Annotated in this window: 14 protein-coding genes; 9 read left to right on the top strand and 5 right to left on the bottom strand. The window is 42.1% G+C overall.

Annotated elements, in window-relative coordinates; translation table 11 throughout:
• Position 1: 1 nt before the first annotated feature.
• Positions 2-1,504, bottom strand: a complete 1,503-nt coding sequence (locus tag V7S75_RS09145) for a lipopolysaccharide biosynthesis protein (protein WP_459513302.1) — start codon at positions 1,502-1,504, stop codon at positions 2-4.
• An 86-nt stretch (positions 1,505-1,590) separates the two neighbouring features.
• On the opposite strand from V7S75_RS09145, the gene V7S75_RS09150 reads away from it, so the two are divergent.
• Positions 1,591-2,046, top strand: a complete 456-nt coding sequence (locus V7S75_RS09150; protein ID WP_459513303.1) for a hypothetical protein — start codon at positions 1,591-1,593, stop codon at positions 2,044-2,046.
• Here the strand turns inward: V7S75_RS09150 and V7S75_RS09155 are convergent, their stop codons facing one another.
• Complete coding sequence (locus V7S75_RS09155) at positions 2,047-2,808, bottom strand: LytR/AlgR family response regulator transcription factor (RefSeq protein WP_459513304.1); 762 nt, start codon at positions 2,806-2,808, stop codon at positions 2,047-2,049. It abuts the gene before it with no gap.
• A 4-nt stretch (positions 2,809-2,812) separates the two neighbouring features.
• On the bottom strand, positions 2,813-3,874 hold the full coding sequence (locus tag V7S75_RS09160; protein WP_459513305.1) for a sensor histidine kinase: 1,062 nt from the start codon (positions 3,872-3,874) through the stop codon (positions 2,813-2,815).
• Positions 3,875-4,013: 139 nt separating this feature from the next.
• On the opposite strand from V7S75_RS09160, the gene V7S75_RS09165 reads away from it, so the two are divergent.
• Together V7S75_RS09165 and V7S75_RS09170 are read left to right on the top strand one after the other, a co-directional pair.
• Positions 4,014-5,813: a family 16 glycoside hydrolase gene (locus V7S75_RS09165; RefSeq protein WP_459513306.1), complete on the top strand. Its 1,800-nt coding sequence runs from the start codon at positions 4,014-4,016 to the stop codon at positions 5,811-5,813.
• Positions 5,814-5,817: 4 nt separating this feature from the next.
• A complete protein-coding gene (locus tag V7S75_RS09170; protein ID WP_459513308.1) occupies positions 5,818-7,668 on the top strand; it encodes a hypothetical protein in 1,851 nt (616 codons plus the stop codon).
• Between the two features lie 51 nt (positions 7,669-7,719).
• On the opposite strand, the gene V7S75_RS09175 is transcribed toward V7S75_RS09170, so the two are convergent.
• A complete protein-coding gene (locus V7S75_RS09175) occupies positions 7,720-8,097 on the bottom strand; it encodes a DUF1573 domain-containing protein (protein WP_377976797.1) in 378 nt (125 codons plus the stop codon).
• Between the two features lie 162 nt (positions 8,098-8,259).
• On the opposite strand from V7S75_RS09175, the gene V7S75_RS09180 reads away from it, so the two are divergent.
• The 4 genes from V7S75_RS09180 to nuoK are packed head-to-tail and all read left to right on the top strand — an operon-like array spanning position 8,260 to position 12,763.
• Complete coding sequence (locus V7S75_RS09180) at positions 8,260-10,668, top strand: alpha-ketoacid dehydrogenase subunit alpha/beta (RefSeq protein ID WP_459513309.1); 2,409 nt, start codon at positions 8,260-8,262, stop codon at positions 10,666-10,668.
• A gap of 1 nt (position 10,669) precedes the next feature.
• Positions 10,670-11,956, top strand: coding sequence for a 4Fe-4S binding protein (locus V7S75_RS09185; RefSeq protein ID WP_459513311.1), 1,287 nt, complete (start codon positions 10,670-10,672; stop codon positions 11,954-11,956).
• The gene (locus V7S75_RS09190; protein WP_459513313.1) at positions 11,953-12,462 is read left to right on the top strand and encodes an NADH-quinone oxidoreductase subunit J family protein; all 510 of its coding nucleotides are present in this window, start codon (positions 11,953-11,955) and stop codon (positions 12,460-12,462) included. Before V7S75_RS09185 ends, V7S75_RS09190 begins: the two co-directional genes overlap by 4 nt.
• The gene (gene nuoK / locus V7S75_RS09195; RefSeq protein WP_459513315.1) at positions 12,455-12,763 is read left to right on the top strand and encodes an NADH-quinone oxidoreductase subunit NuoK; all 309 of its coding nucleotides are present in this window, start codon (positions 12,455-12,457) and stop codon (positions 12,761-12,763) included. The genes V7S75_RS09190 and nuoK overlap by 8 nt, the downstream gene beginning before the upstream one ends.
• On the opposite strand, the gene uvrC is transcribed toward nuoK, so the two are convergent.
• A complete protein-coding gene (uvrC, locus tag V7S75_RS09200; RefSeq protein WP_459513317.1) occupies positions 12,760-14,577 on the bottom strand; it encodes an excinuclease ABC subunit UvrC in 1,818 nt (605 codons plus the stop codon). The genes nuoK and uvrC overlap by 4 nt on opposite strands.
• Before the next feature lie 518 nt (positions 14,578-15,095).
• Between uvrC and V7S75_RS09205 the strand changes: the two genes are divergently transcribed.
• Positions 15,096-18,332, top strand: a complete 3,237-nt coding sequence (locus tag V7S75_RS09205; protein WP_459513319.1) for a SusC/RagA family TonB-linked outer membrane protein — start codon at positions 15,096-15,098, stop codon at positions 18,330-18,332.
• Positions 18,333-18,364: 32 nt separating this feature from the next.
• A complete protein-coding gene (locus V7S75_RS09210) occupies positions 18,365-20,125 on the top strand; it encodes a RagB/SusD family nutrient uptake outer membrane protein (protein WP_459513320.1) in 1,761 nt (586 codons plus the stop codon).
• Positions 20,126-20,180 lie beyond the last annotated feature (55 nt).

Below are 20,180 nucleotides of genomic sequence, written 5' to 3' on the forward strand. Positions count from 1 at the left end.
GCTAGTCAATTAATTTGGGCTTACCCGTTTTCCAAGAAAATTCGCGAACCAATAAATACCCGAGCAAGGCAACGATTGCTGCATTCTGGTTTATTAACATTGGCAGTGGGCTTACTTGCGCTAAGGCATTGGCTCCGTAAATGAGTAAAGCGCCCAACAAGATATAAAATAAATCACTTTTCCAGCGGTAGGGGGTTGGGGAATATTTTTGGCCTCCCAAATAACACAACACCGCCATCACGATACTCGATCCTAAAAATGCATAAGCACAAGCCATGTAACCATACATGGGTATAAAAAGGATATTGCCTGCTAAGGTGACCGCTAATCCAATCAAGGTAATAACCGTACCATAATAGGTTTTGTTGGTCTGCTTAAACCAAACCGATTGGGTATAATAAATACCTAAAAATAGATTTGCCAATAATAACACAGGGACGATGTCCATGCCTTCCCAGTAAATCGCCCGACGTAAAAACAGGGTTTTGATCCAGAATAAATTGCACGAAACGCCTACCCATAAAAAGGTACAGACAATGACAAACCAATGCGTGATTAAGGCTAAGTTTTCTTTGCTGTTTTCGGTTGTTTTTTTGCCTAAAAAGAACGGTTCTGCTGAATATTTGAAGGCTTGAATGGCCAAGCTCATGAATACAGAAAGTTTGTAGCAGTTGCCATATATTCCCAATGCGACTTGCGAACTTTTTCCTGGATAAAATCCTTCGGGTAGATATGACTCCAAAAGCAAACGATCAAACATCAAATTGAACATGGCTGCTAAACTCATGAACATAATGGGATATGCATAAATCCAAAGTGCTTTGAACTCCGACCAATCCCATCTCCAACGGTATGCTTTGAATTCGGCTGATAGCCAATAAAACAAACTTGCATTGGCAATTAAATTAGCTAAAAAGATATAGCCAGCTCCTATGCCAGGATTATATAGATCTCGCAAAAATTGCGGTGCATCCACTTGGATTTCTCCAGCTTGCAGCGGCTTTAATAGCATCAAGAAAAAGAGATTCAAACCCACATTAATCAAGATTGAAACGATTTTTGCCTTGACAAACGTTTTAATTTTATTCTCCAATCGCAATTTGGCAAATGGGATCGCCGTAATCGCATCAATGGCTAAGATTAACGCCAACCAGTTCAAGAATAGGCCTTTGCCTGGATAGCCTAATTGAACCATGATGGGTTCCGCAAAAAGAAAAAGGAAAAGTGTAAAAACGCCCGACGTTACGATGATCGCCGTCATGATTAGCTGGTAATATTTCTCTGGGGCCTCTTTGGCAAAACGAAAATAGGCAGTTTCCATGCCATAGGTATAAATGATGTTGGCAATAGCTACATAGCCATACAACTTCACATTGACACCTAACTCTGCAGGTAGAAATGCCCAAGTGTGCACAAAAACGAGTAAAAAATTGAGGGAACGGCCTAAGATGGTACTAAAACCATACGAAAGAGTTTCTCCTGCTAATTTTTTCAGAATGGACATAATTGTATCTTTGCCAAAATTCAAAGTTACATAATTTGTTAGGACCCTTGGGTTTCCTGTCGAAAATTGTAACAAAAACTCCTCAAATGAAAAATATCATCGCCTTTTTTGGCCTATTTTTAACGATTACGCAGCTTTCAAACGCACAGTCAATCTCCTATTATCCTTTTAATTCGCAGTTGGCCGTCTCTTCCAATCCCACCAATATGGCCTGGGCCGAGGTGCGTATGCAAATGAATTCGGCCACTTCGGCCATCACATCGGAGTTTGGTCCGATGCTCACAGTTTATAAAACCAAAGACGCTGTTTTTTATACAGGTGGTGGAGTCAACATCGGGTGGATGTCCAACGTGTTCAATCAATCCTCTTTGCTAAAAGGCTATTATGGAAGCTTTGGCGTACGTGCCTATCCTTTTACATCCGTACCGCATTTGGGCTTAAATTTTGAATTTACACCCTACACAGATTCGAAAGTGCAGACAGGACTTTTACGTGCTTGGTTGGGCGTTAATTATCACTTCGGTAAAAACAAATTGAAGTAATTACTCTTTTTGATAGCCAATGGTCTGGTAAAATTGTTCCGAATAGCTATCGCTCAAAGGAATGTGATTTTCCCCAATTTTAACTTTTTGATTTCGTATCGATTCGATTTTCTTCAAGGATACGATAAAGGATTTATGGATACGTAGAAATTCATCTGAAGGTAATTTTTCGCTGATGAGTTTCATGGTCATCCGACAAACGATCGGGTATTTTTGATTGCGCACATGTATCTTGATATAGTCTTTCAGACCTTCGATATACAAAATGTCCTCCAGCATGATTTTCATCAAAGAGTAATCGGCATGAATGAAAATATAATCCACCTTCGCGTCAGCCTTCGCGACATTGCCTTGTAAGGCTAACTTGCTTTTGAAATAATCAAGAGCCTTATGGCTTGCTTTCAAAAAACGTTCAAAGGAAATGGGTTTCAACACATAGTCAATCACATCTAAATTGAAACCTTCCAGCGCGTATTGTTGGTATGCAGTCACAAAAATAACCATCGGCTTTTGTGTCAATCCTTCCAAAAACTGAACCCCTGTTAATCCCGGCATTTGAATGTCGAGGAAAATGAGGTCAACGGTGTTGTTTTGCAAATATTCGATCGCCTCAAACGCATTGCGACAGCGTGCTTCAAGCTTTAAGAAGGGAACTTTGGCAATATTATCTTCGACCAAATCCAATGCTAAACTTTCATCGTCGATGGCGATACATTTTAAAATCGTGTTCGGAATTTCCGAAAATGTTTCTTTCGTTTCCATCGTTTTAACTGTGTGTGATTTTCAAATCCACGTTATAAGTATTCGCACTTTCTGTAATCTTAAGTTCGTGATTTTCCGGGTATAGCAATTCCAACCTTCTTCGAACGTTGGTTAATCCGATGCCAGAACTTTCGTCTTTTTTCTCGGTAGGCTGATTGCTCGTTTTGTTTTTGACAACAAAATGTAAATAGGTCGGATTGTCAACTAGCTGAATGCTGATGCTGGGTTTTTCGATCATCCCCACACCATGTTTGAAGGCATTTTCAACAAATGGAATCAGTAGCATAGGTTCAATTGTGCCTGATGTACCTGAAATTTCGGATTTAAATTCGATATCGATGTCATTTCCAAATCGCAAGCGCTGTAGTTCAATGTAAGATTCCAAGTAGTTTGCTTCCTTGCTAATCGCAACTTTAGAATCACTTGTTTCGTAAATCATATAGCGCATCAATTCCGATAATTTGATCACAACGGGCTCTACGCTTTCTGGTTTTCTTCTAGAAAGGGAAACGATGCTATTCAATACATTGAACATGAAATGAGGGCTGATTTGTGAGCGCAAGAAGGAAAGTTCGGATTTTAAGCGTTCATTCTCCTCCTCTTTTTTGGCCTCTTGTTCCTTCATGTTGTCGGAAAGAAAACGATAACTTATCCCGATTGCAATGATGAACAGGTATTGAAATATGATGCGTAAGTAGGTGAATCGCTTCATGCCGCTACCGCCTTTGGGACGAATAGGCACATGTAAGTCTCTAAATAAAAGCTCGAAAATGAGGTCATTTAAGCCTACCATGATGAAATATCCGATCACGAGTAAGGCCAAATAAGCAACTAGATTATACCGTTTTAAAACTTTAGGAATTAGGATCTCCGTATTGATGTAGAAGATGGGGATATTCGCAAGGCCAAAGACGAAGAAAAATAAATTCCATTGGAAATGACGTTGAATCTCCTCCGGATTTTGCGATTGAGAGCTCGGGCCTAATAAAATGGGTAATGCCAAAAGACAAGCCCAAAATAGCAAGTGGAGTAATATGGGCTTCGAAATTAATTTAGTTTTTGCCATGAATTCACAAATAATGGATTCGAAGTAAACAATTTGCAAAATATTCTTGGGAAATATGCTACGAGTATCCTGTTTGTGCCGATGAAATTGTTCATAATATTTTGCTAGATTTGCTTGAAGAACCTATTTAACAAAGCTTATGCGCAACATACTCTTGCTCACGTTATTGTCTTGGACTTGCTTAGCCCAAGAGCACGTGAATCTCAAAGACTTGGCTGCTTTTCAGCATCCCAGTAATAATTGGACCATTGAAGGTGCCGTTCAGGCTGCCTATTCTGACACATCTTTACAATTAGCCACGGGTCAAGGTGTCCTCGTCAACACCCTTCGCAATGGCAAATACAAGCGCTCAGATGATTTGACCTTTGCTTTTTCGCATGGGGATATTCACTTGATGTTTGATTTCATGTTGCCTAAAAAAGGAAATTCAGGTGTTTATCTGCAGGGTCGTTATGAAGTGCAATTGGCCGATTCTTGGACAAAAAAACAATTGAATTTTGGTGATTGTGGTGGAATTTATGAACGCTGGGATGACGCGCGCGGCAAGGGAAAAGAGGGCTACGAAGGATATGCGCCCATGCAAAACGCTTCAAAAGCACCTGGTCTTTGGCAACACATGGAAATCGACTTTCAGGCTCCTCGATTCGATGCAAACGGGAAGAAAATTCAAAATGCGGTTTTCAAAAAAGTTATTTTGAACGGCATTTTAATTCATGAAAATCTAGAAATGCTAGGCGTAACGCGCGGAGCGGTTTCCTTACAAGAGGTTGCTTCGGCACCTATTTTGATTCAAGGGGATCATACGCAAGTGGCCTTCAAAAATATACAATATGAGACCTACGATAAGCCAAGTGTCAGCTTGGGCCCTATTAAATATGATTATTATACAGGTAAATTCACGGAGCCTATCATTGGTACAGCGAAACCTGTCGAGTCTGGTAAATTAGACAAATTGACCTATAAGGTCATCAAGGCCAAAAACGATTATCTGATACATTATCAAGCAGATTTAGACGTACCTGAAACAGATACCTATGAATTTCAGTCGTATTGGACAGGTTCAGGTGTTGTGAAAGTGGATGGAAAGGAATTGAATCAAGGGGCACACTGGTATTCAGAAATGGTTTCTTCGAAGACGGAATTGACAGCTGGCAAACATAAATTAGAAGTTATTCATGTAAAGGATTTTCCTTGGGGACCTCAGGCCTTGGGATTATATGTCAAACGAATTGGTTCACATCCCGTTGCTTTGCATGAGCGGACCTCTTTATTAGACCCTGAAGCCGTGGGCATGATTGAGGTCAAAGCCAATGCGGAACCGGTTTTTCAGCGCTCATTTGCGATGCACCAAGGAAAGAAAAAGACGCATGTTATTCACGTGGGAGATCCTTCCGGCATGCATTATTCGTATGATTTAAAACAAGGAGCTTTGCTTCAGGTTTGGCGCGGTCCATTCTTAAATGCGACGCAAATGTGGGAAAATCGTGGAGAACCGCAGACTTCTGAACCTTTGGGGGTGACGGTTACTTTGGATGGCAAATTTCCCTTGGTGATGGATCATCAAGCGCAAGCAGATTCAACGGAATTGGTATACAAGGGTTTTCGAGTAAAAGATGGCCGGCCGATTTTTATGTATCATTGGCCTGCTGGGAATGTGATGGTGGAAGATTTTATTCGCCCCAATGCTGCGAAAACAGGCTTGGAGAGAATGTTGTCGTTTAAGTCGGCAACTGCCATGCAATCTGCTTCCGAGCTCGTTTTAGGAAATAGTTATCACGGGATTTCTTCGATTAATACTACATTAATCGGCCTGCAAGGGCAATCCTATTTTGTCCAATGGGATGGGCGTCCAGGTGCTGTTTTAAATCCGAAACAAGGCTTAAAACAACAACGCATCCCGGTGCAAGGAAATGAAGTTTCGTATCAATTGATCTGGTAAGCTGATGAAAAATATACAAATGACAATCGCATGCATACTGTTGGCCTTCGCCACATTTGCACAAAAAACGAACTCCAAAACGGAGCAAGATTATTATGAAATCAAAACCCTTCCCATTCCCAAGGAGATCTATTTAGAAGTGGGTGGTTTGGCTACGATGCCGGACGGTCGTTTGGCGGTAAGTACCCGTCGGGGGGAGATTTGGATCATCGAAAATCCTTATCAAACGACTAATCACCAGGTCCATTACAAACGTTTTGCTTCGGGGATGCATGAGGTGTTGGGATTGGCCTATCGTGATGGTGCTTTTTATTGTTCCCAACGGGGCGAATTGACTAAAATTACCGACACCGATCGTGACGGGGTGGCCGATTTGTATGAGCCGATTTACCAATTTGAACTTTCGGGAAATTACCATGAATATACTTATGGTCCCGTTTTCGATAAGAACGGCGATATGTTGGTGACCTTGAATCTTGCTTGGGTTGGATATGGAGAAGGAAAATTTGCCAAATGGCGTGGCTGGTTGGTGAAAATCCACCCCGATGGAACCCTAGAGCCTTTTGCTGCCGGCTTACGGTCCCCTGCAGGCTATAGCATCAACCAAGACGGAGATATTTTTTATGGAGAAAATCAAGGAGATTGGGTAGGTTCTGGTCGGGTGACGCATTTAGCGAAGGGCGATTTTGCGGGTAATCCAGGAGGTCTTAAATGGGCTAAAGAGCCGAATAGTCCATTCCGATTGACCTTAGAAGAAATACAAGATAATGGAGCTCCGATGTATGAGGCGGCGGCGAAGGTGAAGAACTTGAAATTGCCTGCAGTTTGGTTTCCACATGCGATTATGGGTATCTCAACCTCCGATATTTTACAAGATACGACGCGTGGTAAATTCAGCCCTTTTCCGGGACAATATTATGTGGCGGATCAAGGGCAATCGAAGATTATGCGTATGGGCTTAGAGAAAGTTAATGGCGTTTATCAGGGCTTCTGTATCAATTACCGAGAAGGATTTCAATCGGGTATTTTACGTGAGCGATTTGGCTTAGATGGATCGATGTTTATAGGGATGACTTCACGTGGTTGGGGCTCAACAGGTAAAGATGAATTCGGCTTGCAACGTTTGATGTGGAATGGTCAAATGCCTTTTGAGATTCAGGATATCCAAGCCAAACCGGATGGTTTTGAGCTTAGCTTTACACAGGCCGTGGATGTGAATTCAGTTAAAAAAGCAGCTTCTTATGCATTGAGGTCGTATATCTACAAATACCAACATCAATATGGAAGTCCGATTATCGAATTGAAAGATTTGAAAATTTCGGGTGTTGAGGTGTCGGGAGATAAACGTAAAGTTCGTTTAGTGATTGATGGACTTCGTCAATATTTTATTCATGAATTTAAGTTGGAGGGTATCCGTAACGAAGCCGGAGAACCTTTGTTACACGAAACAGCTTATTATACCTTGAATCAAATTCCTTCGGGGGGTAAATTGGCGGTTCAAGCGACACATCGCTTGGAAGAGGCTGCTGTAGTGAAGGCGGTAGCAGCAGTTAAGCCAACGAAAAAATCAACGGTTATTTCTGATGCGGAGGCGATGGCTTTGTTGAAAAAGCATACTTGTTTAGCTTGTCATGCCAAAGAGTCAAAGGTGGTTGGACCATCTTACGAGGACATTGCTAAACGCAATTATACGGATAAGCAGATTTTAGCTTTAGTGTATAAGCCGAATCCACAGAACTGGCCAGACTATGCCACCGAGATGGCTCCGATGAGTCATGTGCCTGCCGCGGATGTGCTCAAAATTGCCTCGTGGATTAATGGGTTGCGAAACAAAGCACTTTTAAATCATGACTAAATAAAAAAGGGACGTTCTTGCGAGCGTCCCTTTTTTGATAATAAAATCGATTTATTTTTTCGGTTCAACGGTTCCTTGGATGAACAATTGGATTTGTTGAACTTCTCCGTTATTAACTACCGTAATGGATTTATTGAAGTTACCTGGACGACCTGTTGAGTTGTATGAAGCGGTTACCTTACCTGTTTTTCCTGGCATGATCGGTTCACGAGTCCAATCGGGTGTTGTGCAACCGCAAGATGGTTGAACATTTGAGATAACTACCGGTGTTTTTCCTGTATTTGTGAATTCGAAGCTGTAAGTAGCTTGTGTTCCTTCAACGATTTTGCCGAAATCATGTTTTTCCGACTTGAATTTGATTGCACCTTGAGCGTTAGATTGGAAAGCGAATCCAATGATTAGCGCTAACACGCCTAAAAATTTCTTCATGGTTATGATTTTTTTGTTTACTACTTGAGCAAATCTAAAACAATGTGGAGATTCGGCAAAAGAATTGCTTCTGTTTTTTATGAAATAAATAGCGCTGCTTTTATATGGCTAATTTATTTTGTTGTATTTTTACACGTTAAATTTACCAGGAAACCGTTGGCTTTGCATTACACCTTTTCTAATCCTGACATTTCATTTGATCCTGCCAAGGTGTTAGATGATTATCGCTTGGCTGCCTTAAGTAGGGCCTGCAGCTTGCTTGTTCGTAAGGAAGTTTTCTCGGGGCGGGCCAAATTCGGTATTTATGGAGATGGGAAGGAATTGTGTCAGCTCGCATTAGCGAATTCGATGCAAGCAGGGGATTATGTTTCCGGTTATTATCGCGACCAAACCATTGGAGTTGCCATCGGCGATTTGACATGGCCGCAATATTTTGCTCAATTATACGGACATCCTGATATTCAATTTGATCCACATTCAGGTGGCCGACAAATGAATAATCACCACGCAACGCGCTGGTTGGACGATTCTGGCGAATGGTTGGATCAAACGACTCGCTACAATTCTGTTGCAGGAATTTCATCTACCGCAGCTCAGGCACCTCGTGCACTTGGGATTGCGTATGCCTCTAAATTATATCGGGAACGTGCTGATTTACAGGAGCATGCTGCTTTGTTTTCAAAAGGAGGGAGAGAGGTTTGTTTTACAACCATTGGTGATGCCTCCACATCTGAAGGGATGTATTTGGAATGTATCAATGCCGCGGGGGTTTTACAAATCCCGATTGTTTTTTCGGTTTGGGATGATGGGTATGGGATTTCGGTTCCGATTGAATATCAAACGACTAAGTCGTCGATTTCGAAGGCATTAGCTGGATATCAGCGAACAGAAACGGAAAAAGGCTTGGAGATTATTCAGGTCAAAGCATGGGATTATCCAGGTTTAATTGCGGCTTATCAAAAAGCTGCCAAATTAGCCCGCGAGGAAATGGTTCCGTGTTTGGTACACGTGATCGAATGTACGCAACCGCAAGGCCACTCGGCTTCCGGTTCGCATGAACGATATAAGTCGGCAGATCGTCTTCAATTCGAGCATGAAGCTGATTGTAATCTGCATTTTCAAGCTTGGATTATCGCACAAGGCATTGCGACGGCGGAGGAATTAAAAGCCATTGATGACGAATCAACGGCCTTAGCACGTAAATACCAAAAAGAAGCCTTTTCAGCCTATATGGCCGCGATTGATGTAGATAAAAAGTCATTTTTACGGATTGCCAAAAACCTATATGATTCAACGAATGAGCCCGGATTATTGGAGCCCATTTTGGCTGAATTGAATGAATTGCAATATCCGATTTTCAGTGATTTGGTTCGCGCAGGACGTAAAGCCTTAAGGGAGTTTCGGTTTTTTCAGGGACCTGCTGTTAAGTTATTACGTAAGTGGTTGGCCGAATTAGAAGCGCGCAATCACCGTCGATTTAGTTCGCATCAGATGAGCGAATCGAAGGATAGTCCTTTGTTGGCAAAAGAAGTGAAAGCCACCTACGAAAAAGAGCCTGTTTTAGTTGATGGACGGGAGATTTTGAATAAGAGTTTTGCCAAATTCTTGGAGGATCCGCGTGTGTTTATCTTAGGAGAAGATGTGGGTAAGATTGGAGATGTGAATCAAACCTTAGCAGGTTTACAAGATAAGTTCGGCCCATTAAAGGTAACGGATACGGGTATACGAGAAATCAGTATTGTGGGTCAGGGATTGGGTGCATCCATGCGTGGATTGCGGCCAATTGTGGAGATACAGTATTTGGATTATATATTTTATCCTTTTGCGATTTTGTCGGACGATTGGGCATGTTTACATTATCGGACGGCAGGCGGGCAAAAAGCACCCATGATTGTCAGGACGCGTGGGCATCGTTTGGAAGGCATTTGGCATTCGGGTAGCCCGATGGCCGTTTTGTTGAATGGATTGCGAGGGGTACATTTTTGTGTGCCGCGCAATATGACCCAAGCTGCGGGGATGTATCGGACATTATTAGCCGGAGATGATCCCGGTTTGGTAGTTGAATGTTTGAATGGATATCGTTTGAAGGAACCGATGCCAACGAATTTAGAGGAATTAGTCGTGCCGTTAGGTGTTCCGGAAATCTTGCGCGAGGGGAATGATTTGACGATTGTGACTTATGGTTCGATGTGTCGGATTGTGATGGAAGCTGCGGAGGCATTGGCAGAAATGGGAATTTCTGTGGAGGTGATTGATGTGCAGACCTTGTTGCCATTTGATCGCTATCACTACATTTTGACATCGATTCAAAAGACACATCGCGTATTATTCGCGGATGAGGATATGCCGGGAGGAGCATCTGCGTATATGATGCAGGAGGTATTGGATAAACAAGGAGCATTTACGTGGTTGGACAGTCCGGCGCGTTGTTTGGCGGCACGTCCACACCGACCAGCTTATAGTTCGGATGGAGATTATTTCTCAAAGCCCAATGTGGAAAATGTTGTGGATACTGTTTATGAGATGATGCGCGAGACGGATCCGTCTTCGTTCCCAGCCATTTATTTTTAAGATGTCAGCGTTAGGAAGCTATTTCAAGGAGATTTTCGAGGTGGTTCAGAGCACCCGTAAGGGGATGGCTTTGACTTGGAAACATGCTTGGAATGCGCGTAAGCAGCGGACTGTTCATCAGATTCAGGATGCAGGTTATTTCCAGCAATCTGAAGGGATTGTGACTTTGGAATATCCGAGTTTACAAATTCCAACACCGGTGAATGGGCGATATCAATTACACAATGAAATGGACGATTGCATCGTTTGTGATAAATGTGTGAAGGTTTGCCCAGTGGATTGTATCGATATTGAGCCGATCAAGGCAACGGGTTTGGTGGGTCATGCGTCGGATGGGTCGCCTATCCGTTTGTATGCTGCGGAATTCGACATTGATATGTCGAAATGTTGCTTTTGTGGATTATGTACGACGGTTTGCCCGACGGAATGTTTGACGATGACATCGGAGTATGATTTTTCGGTATTTGATGTAAAGGAGCATAATTTTTCATTTGCGAATTTGACGTCGGAAGAGGCTGAGGAAAAGCGGAAATTATATGAGCAATTTGTGGCGGAGAAGGCGGCGATGAAGGCGGTTGTCAGTGGTCAGGAGTCAGGTAGTCCGAAGTCCGAAGGGGTAGTTAGTCCGGAGGGAAATAGTCCGGAGTCCGACGATCCAGCGTCTAAACCTAAACCTGCTTTTAAGCCAAGTTTTAAGAAAGCTAGTCCGGAGTCAGGTAGTCCGAAGTCCGAAGGAGGAAGTCCAGAGGGAAATAGTCCGGAGTCAAATAGTCCGAAGTCCGAAGCTCCAACGTCCAACGACCAAAGTCTAACGTCTAATAATCCAGCGTCTAAACCCAAGCCTGCTTTTAAGCCGAGTTTCAAAAAAGTCGCTAGTCAAGAGTCGCTAGACGCTAGTCCGGAGGGAAATAGTCCGGAGTCAAATAGTCCGAAGTCCGAAGGTCAAACGTCCAACGTCCAAAGTCCAACGTCTAATAATCCAGCGTCTAAACCCAAGCCTGCTTTTAAGCCGAGTTTTAAGAAAGTCGCTAGTCAAGAGTCGCTAGTCGCTAGTCCAGAGGGAAATAGTCCGGAGTCCGAAGGGGTAGTTAGTCCGGAGGGCAATGGTCCGGAGTCCAAAGGTCAAACGTCCAACGACCAAAGTCTAACGTCTAATAATCCAGCGTCTAAACCTAAACCTGCTTTTAAGCCGAGTTTCAAGAAAGTTAGTCCGAAGTCAGTGGATCCAACGTCTAATGACCAAAGTCTAACGTCTAATAGTCCAACTTCCAACCCCGAACTCCCATGACGCCATTGATGCTATCTTTCTTGGCTTTGGTGGGTATTACCTGTGGAAGTGCCCTGGTGATGCTTTGGACGAAGAATATTTTGCATGCGGCCTTGGCGATGTTTATGACCATGCTTGGTCTAGCAGGGCTTTATGTTTTAGCTTATGCGGATGTCATGGCTGTTTCACACCTCATGATTTACGTGGGTGGTGTGCTGATCTTGATACTTTTTGGAATCATGTTGACGAATCAATCAAGTCGGGGCGATAAGGATCAAAACAATTTAGTGACAGAGGAATCCTCACGCGTTTGGCCTGTGTTGATGGGACTTGCGATTTTTGCGGGCTTGGTTTTTATTCTGGCGCGTGGAAATTTTGGAGGGGTTGAAATAGCAGACCCTAATTCCAAATTGAGTTTTGTTGGGATTTCCTTATTGACGGAATATGCCATGCCATTTGAATTGGTAGGAATTTATTTATTGATTGCCTTGATTGGCTCAACCTATATCGCGAAGCATCATGAATAACGAAATCCCTTTATTGTTATTTCTTTGGGCGGGGGCATGTTTATTCGCCATCGGTTTTAGTATGTTGATTCTAAAACGGAACGCTATTTTCGTGTTGATGGGGATTGAGTTGATGTTGAATGCGGCCAACTTGAATTTGATTGCTTTTTCGCGTCAGGACAGTGCAAACCAAGGATTGTTATTGGGTATTTTCGTGTTGGTGGTAGGAGTTTGTGAAATGGCCGTAGCTTTAGCTTTGGTGATTCAGGTATACAGACAATTTCAGCACATTGATTTAGGTCGTTTCAAATCGAGAAACTAAGCCTTTTCGTCTAGCCAAATTTTAATTTGTTTGCGTAGCATTGGCGTCTTGGCTTTGCCTGCCACTTTTTCCAATTCTTCCACGGGCGCATCATACATTTGGCGTATCGTGCCAAAGTGTTTCAGGAGTTTTTGCGCCGTCAGTTTTCCGATTCCCTCAAGTTCTTCCAATTGACTAACCAAAAAGTTTTTACTTCGGCGGTTGCGGTGGGCCGTGATACCAAATCGGTGCGCCTCATCCCGTAATTGTTGAATTAATTTCAACGATTCCGATTTCTTATCTATATATACAGGTAGACTGTCCTCTGGGAAATAGATTTCTTCGAGTCTTTTGGCGATACCGATGATCGGGATTTTCCCATAAAGTCCAATCGCTTTCAACGCATCACATGCAGAACTTAATTGGCCTTTACCTCCGTCGACAATAATGAGGTCGGGTAATTCGGCTTCTTCTTCGAGGAGGCGTGTGTACCGACGCGTGATTACTTCGTGCATAGTTGCGAAGTCATCGGGGCCTTCTACAGTTCTTGGTGTGAACAAACGGTATTCCTTTTTAGCGGCTTGCGCTTGGATGAAACAAACCATGGCCGAAACAGGATTCGTTCCTTGTAGGTTGGAGTTATCGAAACATTCAATGCGTTTGGGTAATTGGGTTAAGCGCAAATCATTTTTGAGCTTGAGCATCACGCGCATTTTTCGATCGCCTCCACTTTCCTCCGCTGCTTTGCGGTCGGCCTTTTCTTTCCGGAAATACAAGACGTTTTTGAGGGACATGTCCAACAGCTTTTTCTTGTCGCCCATTTGGGGAATTGTATTTTTGGCTCCTTGAAATTCGATCGCCATGGGGATATTGGTCAGGATTTCTTTGGCTTCGCTGTGAAATTGTTCGCGTTTTTCCCAGATTAACATGGTTAATAGGTCCGACTCGTCTTCATTCAATTTTTTCTTGACCTCCCAGGTTTGCGATTGCAGGATCGTCCCATTGATTACCTTCATGAAATTAATGTAGGCCAAAGCTTCGTCGGAAACCATCGTAAACACATCCACATCATGGATGGCGGGATTCACAACCGTTGATTTAGCTTGGAAGTTTTCTAGCAATTCCCATTTTTCTTTCCATTCTTGGGCTTCTTCAAAAGCCATGCGGGCTGCAGCTTGTTGCATGCGCTCGAAAAACAGACTTTTGGGCTTTTGGTAATTCCCTTTCAGGATATTGGTAATTTGTTCGATATAAATCTGATAATCGGCTTCGGATTGAAGTCCTTCACAAGGACCTTTGCAATTACCGATGTGGTATTCGAGACAGACCTTGAATTTTCCTTGTTCGATATTTCCCGGCTTCAATGCGAGCGAACATGTCCGAATCGGATAGAGCTGGTGAATCATTTCGAGCAGTCCGTTCATGGCCTTCGGATTGGCGAAAGGTCCGAAGAATGTGCCGATAGCATGATCGATTCTCCGCATCGTGATGAGTCGGGGGAAATGTTCATTGGTCAAGCAGATAAAAGGATAGGTTTTGTCATCACGCAGTAAGATGTTGTATTTGGGCTGAAACTGCTTGATAAGCGTATTCTCTAATAGTAGTGCATCAAATTCCGAATGCACGATGGTGAATTCGATTTTCTGAATTTGCTGGACTAGGCGCCGCGTTTTGGTATTGTGATTTTGAATCCCAGTAAAATAGCTACTAACGCGGTTCTTCAGGTTTTTAGCTTTACCTATATAGATGATGGTGTCATTTTCGTCGAAATAGCGATACACACCCGGTTGGTCTGGGAGTGTAGGTAAGATGCTTTTGGGATCGAAATGAGACATAAACCAAAATTAGGGATAAATCGGGAAATCAATTTGGATTTTTTGGACAATTGTAAAATTTAGACAAAGCGCAGATAATAGACTGTTTGTAGGACTATTAGCCGATTTGGTCGCAGAAATTGTAATCGTTTACATCCCTGTTTTTCTGGTTTTTGAATTTTCTAATGTATTTATATGATAAAATAGGGGCTTCAAAACTAGCTTTTGATGGATAAATGACATTTTTGCTTAAATAAGTGAAAAAATATCAATGAAATATTTGCAAGAGTAGTTGGGTTTATACATATTTGAGAGATTGGAACAGCATAGAACAGTTGTGATATTGTATGATTCCGATAAAATGAAAGATTAACTTCTAAACCTATTTATTGTATTATTTAAAGAAGAACTTTTAAACCTATTTTAATTATATAAACTAAACCTATTGATTAACTTAAAAAGAAAGGAGACCCATTATTGAAGCAAAAACTGGATTAAAAACTATTAAATCTTATTTAGAAAACTAATTAAAACGTATTATGAAAAACAATTTTTACCAAAGTCTTCGAAGCTTCTTATTGCTCGCGATTGTGATGCTAGGGAGTTTTTCGTCATTTGCGCAGGATCGTAAGGTAACTGGTAAAGTTACGGATGCGAACTCTGAAGGTATTCCGGGAGTAAGTGTTGCCGTTAAAGGAACAAACTCAGGAGCTACTACAGATGCTAATGGTGCATTTACGGTTACAGTAAAATCGGGTAACGCTGTCTTGAACATTTCAGCAGTAGGTTACAAAACAAAATCTGTTTCAGTTGGATCTCAATCTTCTATCTCAGTTTCATTGGATGAAGATGTAAGTCAATTGAGTGAGGTAATCGTAACAGGTTACTCAGTAACAAACAAGAAAGAGTCTACAGCGGCAGCTTCGATTGTTAAGGCGGCAGATTTGCAGATTGCGCCAACGGGTAACGTTGAGCAAATGTTGCAAGGTCGTGTATCAGGGGTAACTTTGATTACAAACGGTCAGCCGGGAACTAACTCAATCATTCGTGTACGTGGTTTTGGTGCCTTTGGTGGTAACGAGCCATTATATGTAGTAGATGGGGTTCCGGTAGGATCTACTGATTTCTTATCTCCAGATGATATCGAGTCGACTACTGTATTGAAAGATGCGGCTGCGGCTTCTATCTATGGTGCGCGTGCTGCCAATGGTGTGATCGTATATACGACTAAGCAAGGTTCACGTGGTAAGAAAGGTTTGAATATTACTTACAATGGTATGTATGGTGCTACGGATCCAAACGTTGCAGGTGCTCCAAAAATGTTGACTCCACAAGAACAAGCTGATTGGACACACGTTGCATATCGTAACAATGCCGCGGCTAACGGAACTGCGGTTGCTTATACGCACCCACAATACGGAAACCAAGCTCAGGCAGTTATTCCTACTTATTTGCATGCAAATGGGGCGAACGGTGTAAATAACGTTGATTTAGCAGCTATTACTGCTGCTCGTGCTGCTAACCCAGAGAACGTATTTTTGATTAAGTCTAACATGGCAGGTACTAATTGGTACGATGAGATTACTCGTTTAGGAGCAACTCAACGTCACTCATTAGGTATCTCAGGTGGTACTGAGACAGGACGTTTCTATTTAGGATTGTCAGGCCAACAACAAGATGGTATCTTGATTCAAAATGATTTTGCTCGTTATTCTGCACGTTTTAACTCAGAATTTAACTTGGGTAAAAAAGTGAAGGTTGGAGAGAACTTGCAATTCACTTACCGTTCGGTACGTGGTCAAGCAGGTGGTAATAATGGATTAGGTGTTGCTGGTGATGAGTCAGTAATCTTATCTGCTTACCGTATGCCTACTGTTATTCCAGTATATGATGAGTTTGGTGCTTATGCATCTACGAAAGCTGCAGGTTTTAACAACCCTCGTAACCCAGTTCGTCAGATTGTGATGAATAACTCAAACGATAATAACTACAATGCAAATGCTGTAGGTAATATCTATGTTGATTATGAGCCAATCAAAGATTTGACTTTACGTACAAGTATTGGTGGTCAGTATAATGCATCAGCATACAAGGACTATAACTACCGTTATTTAGGGGATTCGGAGCCAGAAGCGTCTAACTCATTCTCTGAAGGTCAAGGTTACTCATTTGCATGGGTTATGACGAATACCGCTAACTACAAGTTTAACTGGAGAAAGCACGGATTTAAAGTATTGGCTGGTTTAGAGGCCTTGAACACAGGATATGGTCGTTCAATCCGTGGTAATGGTATCAACCCATTCTCAATGGACTTGGATTTCGTAACGATGAACTCAGTACAGTCTCCTGTAGTTAACTCGAACTTATTCTCAGGTGTGAATTTCTATTCAGTATTTGGAAAGTTAGATTATAACTTCAATGAGAAGTATTACTTCACTGGAGTTGTTCGTCGTGACGGTTCATCTCGTTTCGGTTCTGAGAATCGTTATGGTATTTTCCCTGCATTCTCTGCAGCATGGCGTGTGACTTCAGAAGAATTCATGAAGGATCTTCCTGCAATCACAGATTTGAAAATCCGTGGTGGTTGGGGTACAATGGGTAACTCAAACAACGTAGACCCAGCTAACCAGTATTCTTTATATGCTGCTAACCGAGGAAACTCATTCTATGCAATTGATGGTCAATCATCAGGAGCAAACGAAGGATACTACCGTTCTCGTATCGGTAACCCGGCTGCGAAATGGGAAACTGCTGTAACATCTAACGTCGGTATCGATGCTACGTTGTTAAACGGTAAGTGGGAAGTAGTATTTGATATCTGGAGAAAAGATACAGAGGATTTGTTATTCAACGTACCGCTTCCAGCGGTTGTTGGAGCTGCAGCTTCTGCACCTTCTGTTAACGTTGCAAAAATGCGTAACCAAGGTATTGATATGCAAATTATCAACCGTGGTAATTTAACTTCTGACATCAAGTATGAATTGACATTTAATAACTCATTCTTGAAAAACGAAATCGTTGCTTTCGCGCCAGGTATTACTAACTTAGTTGGTGGTGCATTCCGTGGAATTACGCCAATTCGTATGGAAGTAGGTCGTTCATTGTCTTCATTCTACGGATACCAAGTGATTGGATACTTTGCTTCAGATGCTGAAGTTAAATCTGCTCCAGCTCAATCAGGCGCAGGTGTAGGTCGTTTCCGTTATGCGGATATGAATGGTGATGGTAAAATTGATCCATCTGACCGTACATATTTAGGTTCTCCGGTACCAACTTATACAGGTGGTGTGAACGTAGGTTTGACATACAAAGATTTTGATTTGAATATGTACTTATATGCTTCAGCTGGGAACAAAATTTGGAACCAATCGAAGTGGTTTACTGATTTCTACGGAACATTTGAAGGATCAGGAAAAGGAGAGCGTGCGAAAAAATCTTGGACACCAGCTTTAGGAAACGCTGCTGAGGCTCCAATTTGGGAATCTGCATCGAACATCTCTACTTCTGCTGCTGAAAACTCTTGGTATGTAGAAGATGGTGATTACATCCGTTTACAAAATATCTCTTTAGGTTATAAATTACCGAAGAATATTATTTCTAAAATCGGTGTAAAGAGTGCTAAGTTGACACTATCGGCTAACAACTTGTTTACTTTAACTAAGTACAAGGGCTTAGATCCAGGTGTTGGTGGAGCTGCTGATACAAGCTTTGGTATTGACGTAGGTAACTACCCAGTTACTCGTTCATTCAATGCTTCGATCAACTTGAATTTCTAATTTAGCGAAAGCCAATTTTTAAAATTAAGAACATGAAAAAATATCAGATTTTAAAGCGATTAAGTTTAGTTAGTGCGTCAGCGTTTATGTTGACATTCGCTTGTAAGGATCAGTTTTTAGAAGTGCCGCCAACAGCTTCATTGGCTCAGGCGCAGTTATCTTCTAAAGCTGGTGTTGAAGGTGCCTTGATTGGTACTTATGCACAGTTAGCTGCTAAAGGGTTCTCTCGTTTAGCAGCACCTAACAACTGGGTATGGGGTTCTATTCGTGGTGGAGAGAGTAACAAGGGTACTGACCCAGGTGATTACTCAAACATCAACGTAATGCAACGTTACGAGGTTTCTCCTACTGACGGTGACTTGAACTCTACATGGCAAGCGAAATACGAAGGTATTGCGCGTGCAAATGCAACGATTAACTTAGCGAATGGTTCTACGCAATTATCTGCTTCAGATAAAACACGTATCGTAGCTGAGGCTCGTTTCTTGCGTGGTCATTTCTATTTTGAGTTGAAGCGTTTATTTGGTTCTGCTCCTTATGTAGATGAGACTATTGATTACGGTAAAGGTATTGAGAAGGTAGTTGCAACTGCTGACTTATACCCTAAGATCGAAGCTGACATGAAGTTTGCTTATGACAACTTGCCTGAGACTTCGTCTTCTGCAGGTCGTGCAAACAAGTGGGCTGCTGGTTCTTACTTAGGAAAGGTTTATTTGTATCAAGCTAAATATGCTGATGCTAAAGCAATCTTTACAACTGTAATTGCGAATGGTAAAACTACGAATGGTAAGAAATACGGTTTAGTATCTAAGTTTGCTGAAATCTTCAATGCGGAGAATGACAACAACGAAGAGGCGGTATTTGCTATTCAATCATCCATGAATACAGGTAACGTGAATAACGCGAATGGTTTCGATGACTTGAACTACCCATATAACACGGGTTCTGATGGTCCAGGTAACTGCTGCGGATTCTTCCAACCATCATTCTCGATGGCGAATGCATACCGTGTTTCTGCTGATGGTCTTCCTTTATTGGGAGAGCAAGCTGATGGTACACCAGATTATAACTTAGCTGCTAACGCTGTTAAGAATGACTATGGTGTTGCTTCTTCAGCTTCATTCACAGAAGATGCTGATCCATTAGATCCACGTATTGACCACACTATCGGTCGTCGTGGTATCCAATACTTAGACTGGATCGAGCATCCAGGTGCTAACTGGATTCGTTCTCAGCCTTATGCTGGTCCTTATTCACCTAAGAAATACATCTACTACAAACGTCAAGAGAATACTTTGACAGATGGTTCTTCTTGGACTCGTGGATATGCGACAATGAACTTCAACATTATCCGTTTTGCGGACGTATTGTTGATGGCTGCTGAGGCTGAAATCGAAGCAGGTAGCTTGTCTACTGCTTTAGGTTACATCAACCAAGTTCGTTCTCGTGCTGCAAATCCAGCTGGATTTGTTAAAAACGCGAAAACGGGTGCTAACGAAGCTAACTACGTAATCTCTACGTATTCTTCTTTAGGCGACCAAGCAAGCGCTCGTAAGATCGTTCGTATGGAGCGTTTATTAGAATTAGCGACTGAAGGTCACCGTTTCTTCGACTTAGTTCGTTGGGGTGTTGCAAACAAATCTTTGAATGCATACTTGAAATACGAAGCTAAGTGGTTAGTAACGAAATTTGGTGGTGCTTCTTACCAAGATACTGATGCATTATTGCCAATTCCTCAAGCACAAATTGATATTCAAGGTACTTCAATTTTGAAGCAAAACCCTGGTTATTAATCGTTTGATTTTAGTTTAAAAAAGGTGGGGAGAAGTCCCCACCTTTTTTTATTTT

The organism is Aquirufa sp. TARAVU-A1A (assembly GCF_054558675.1).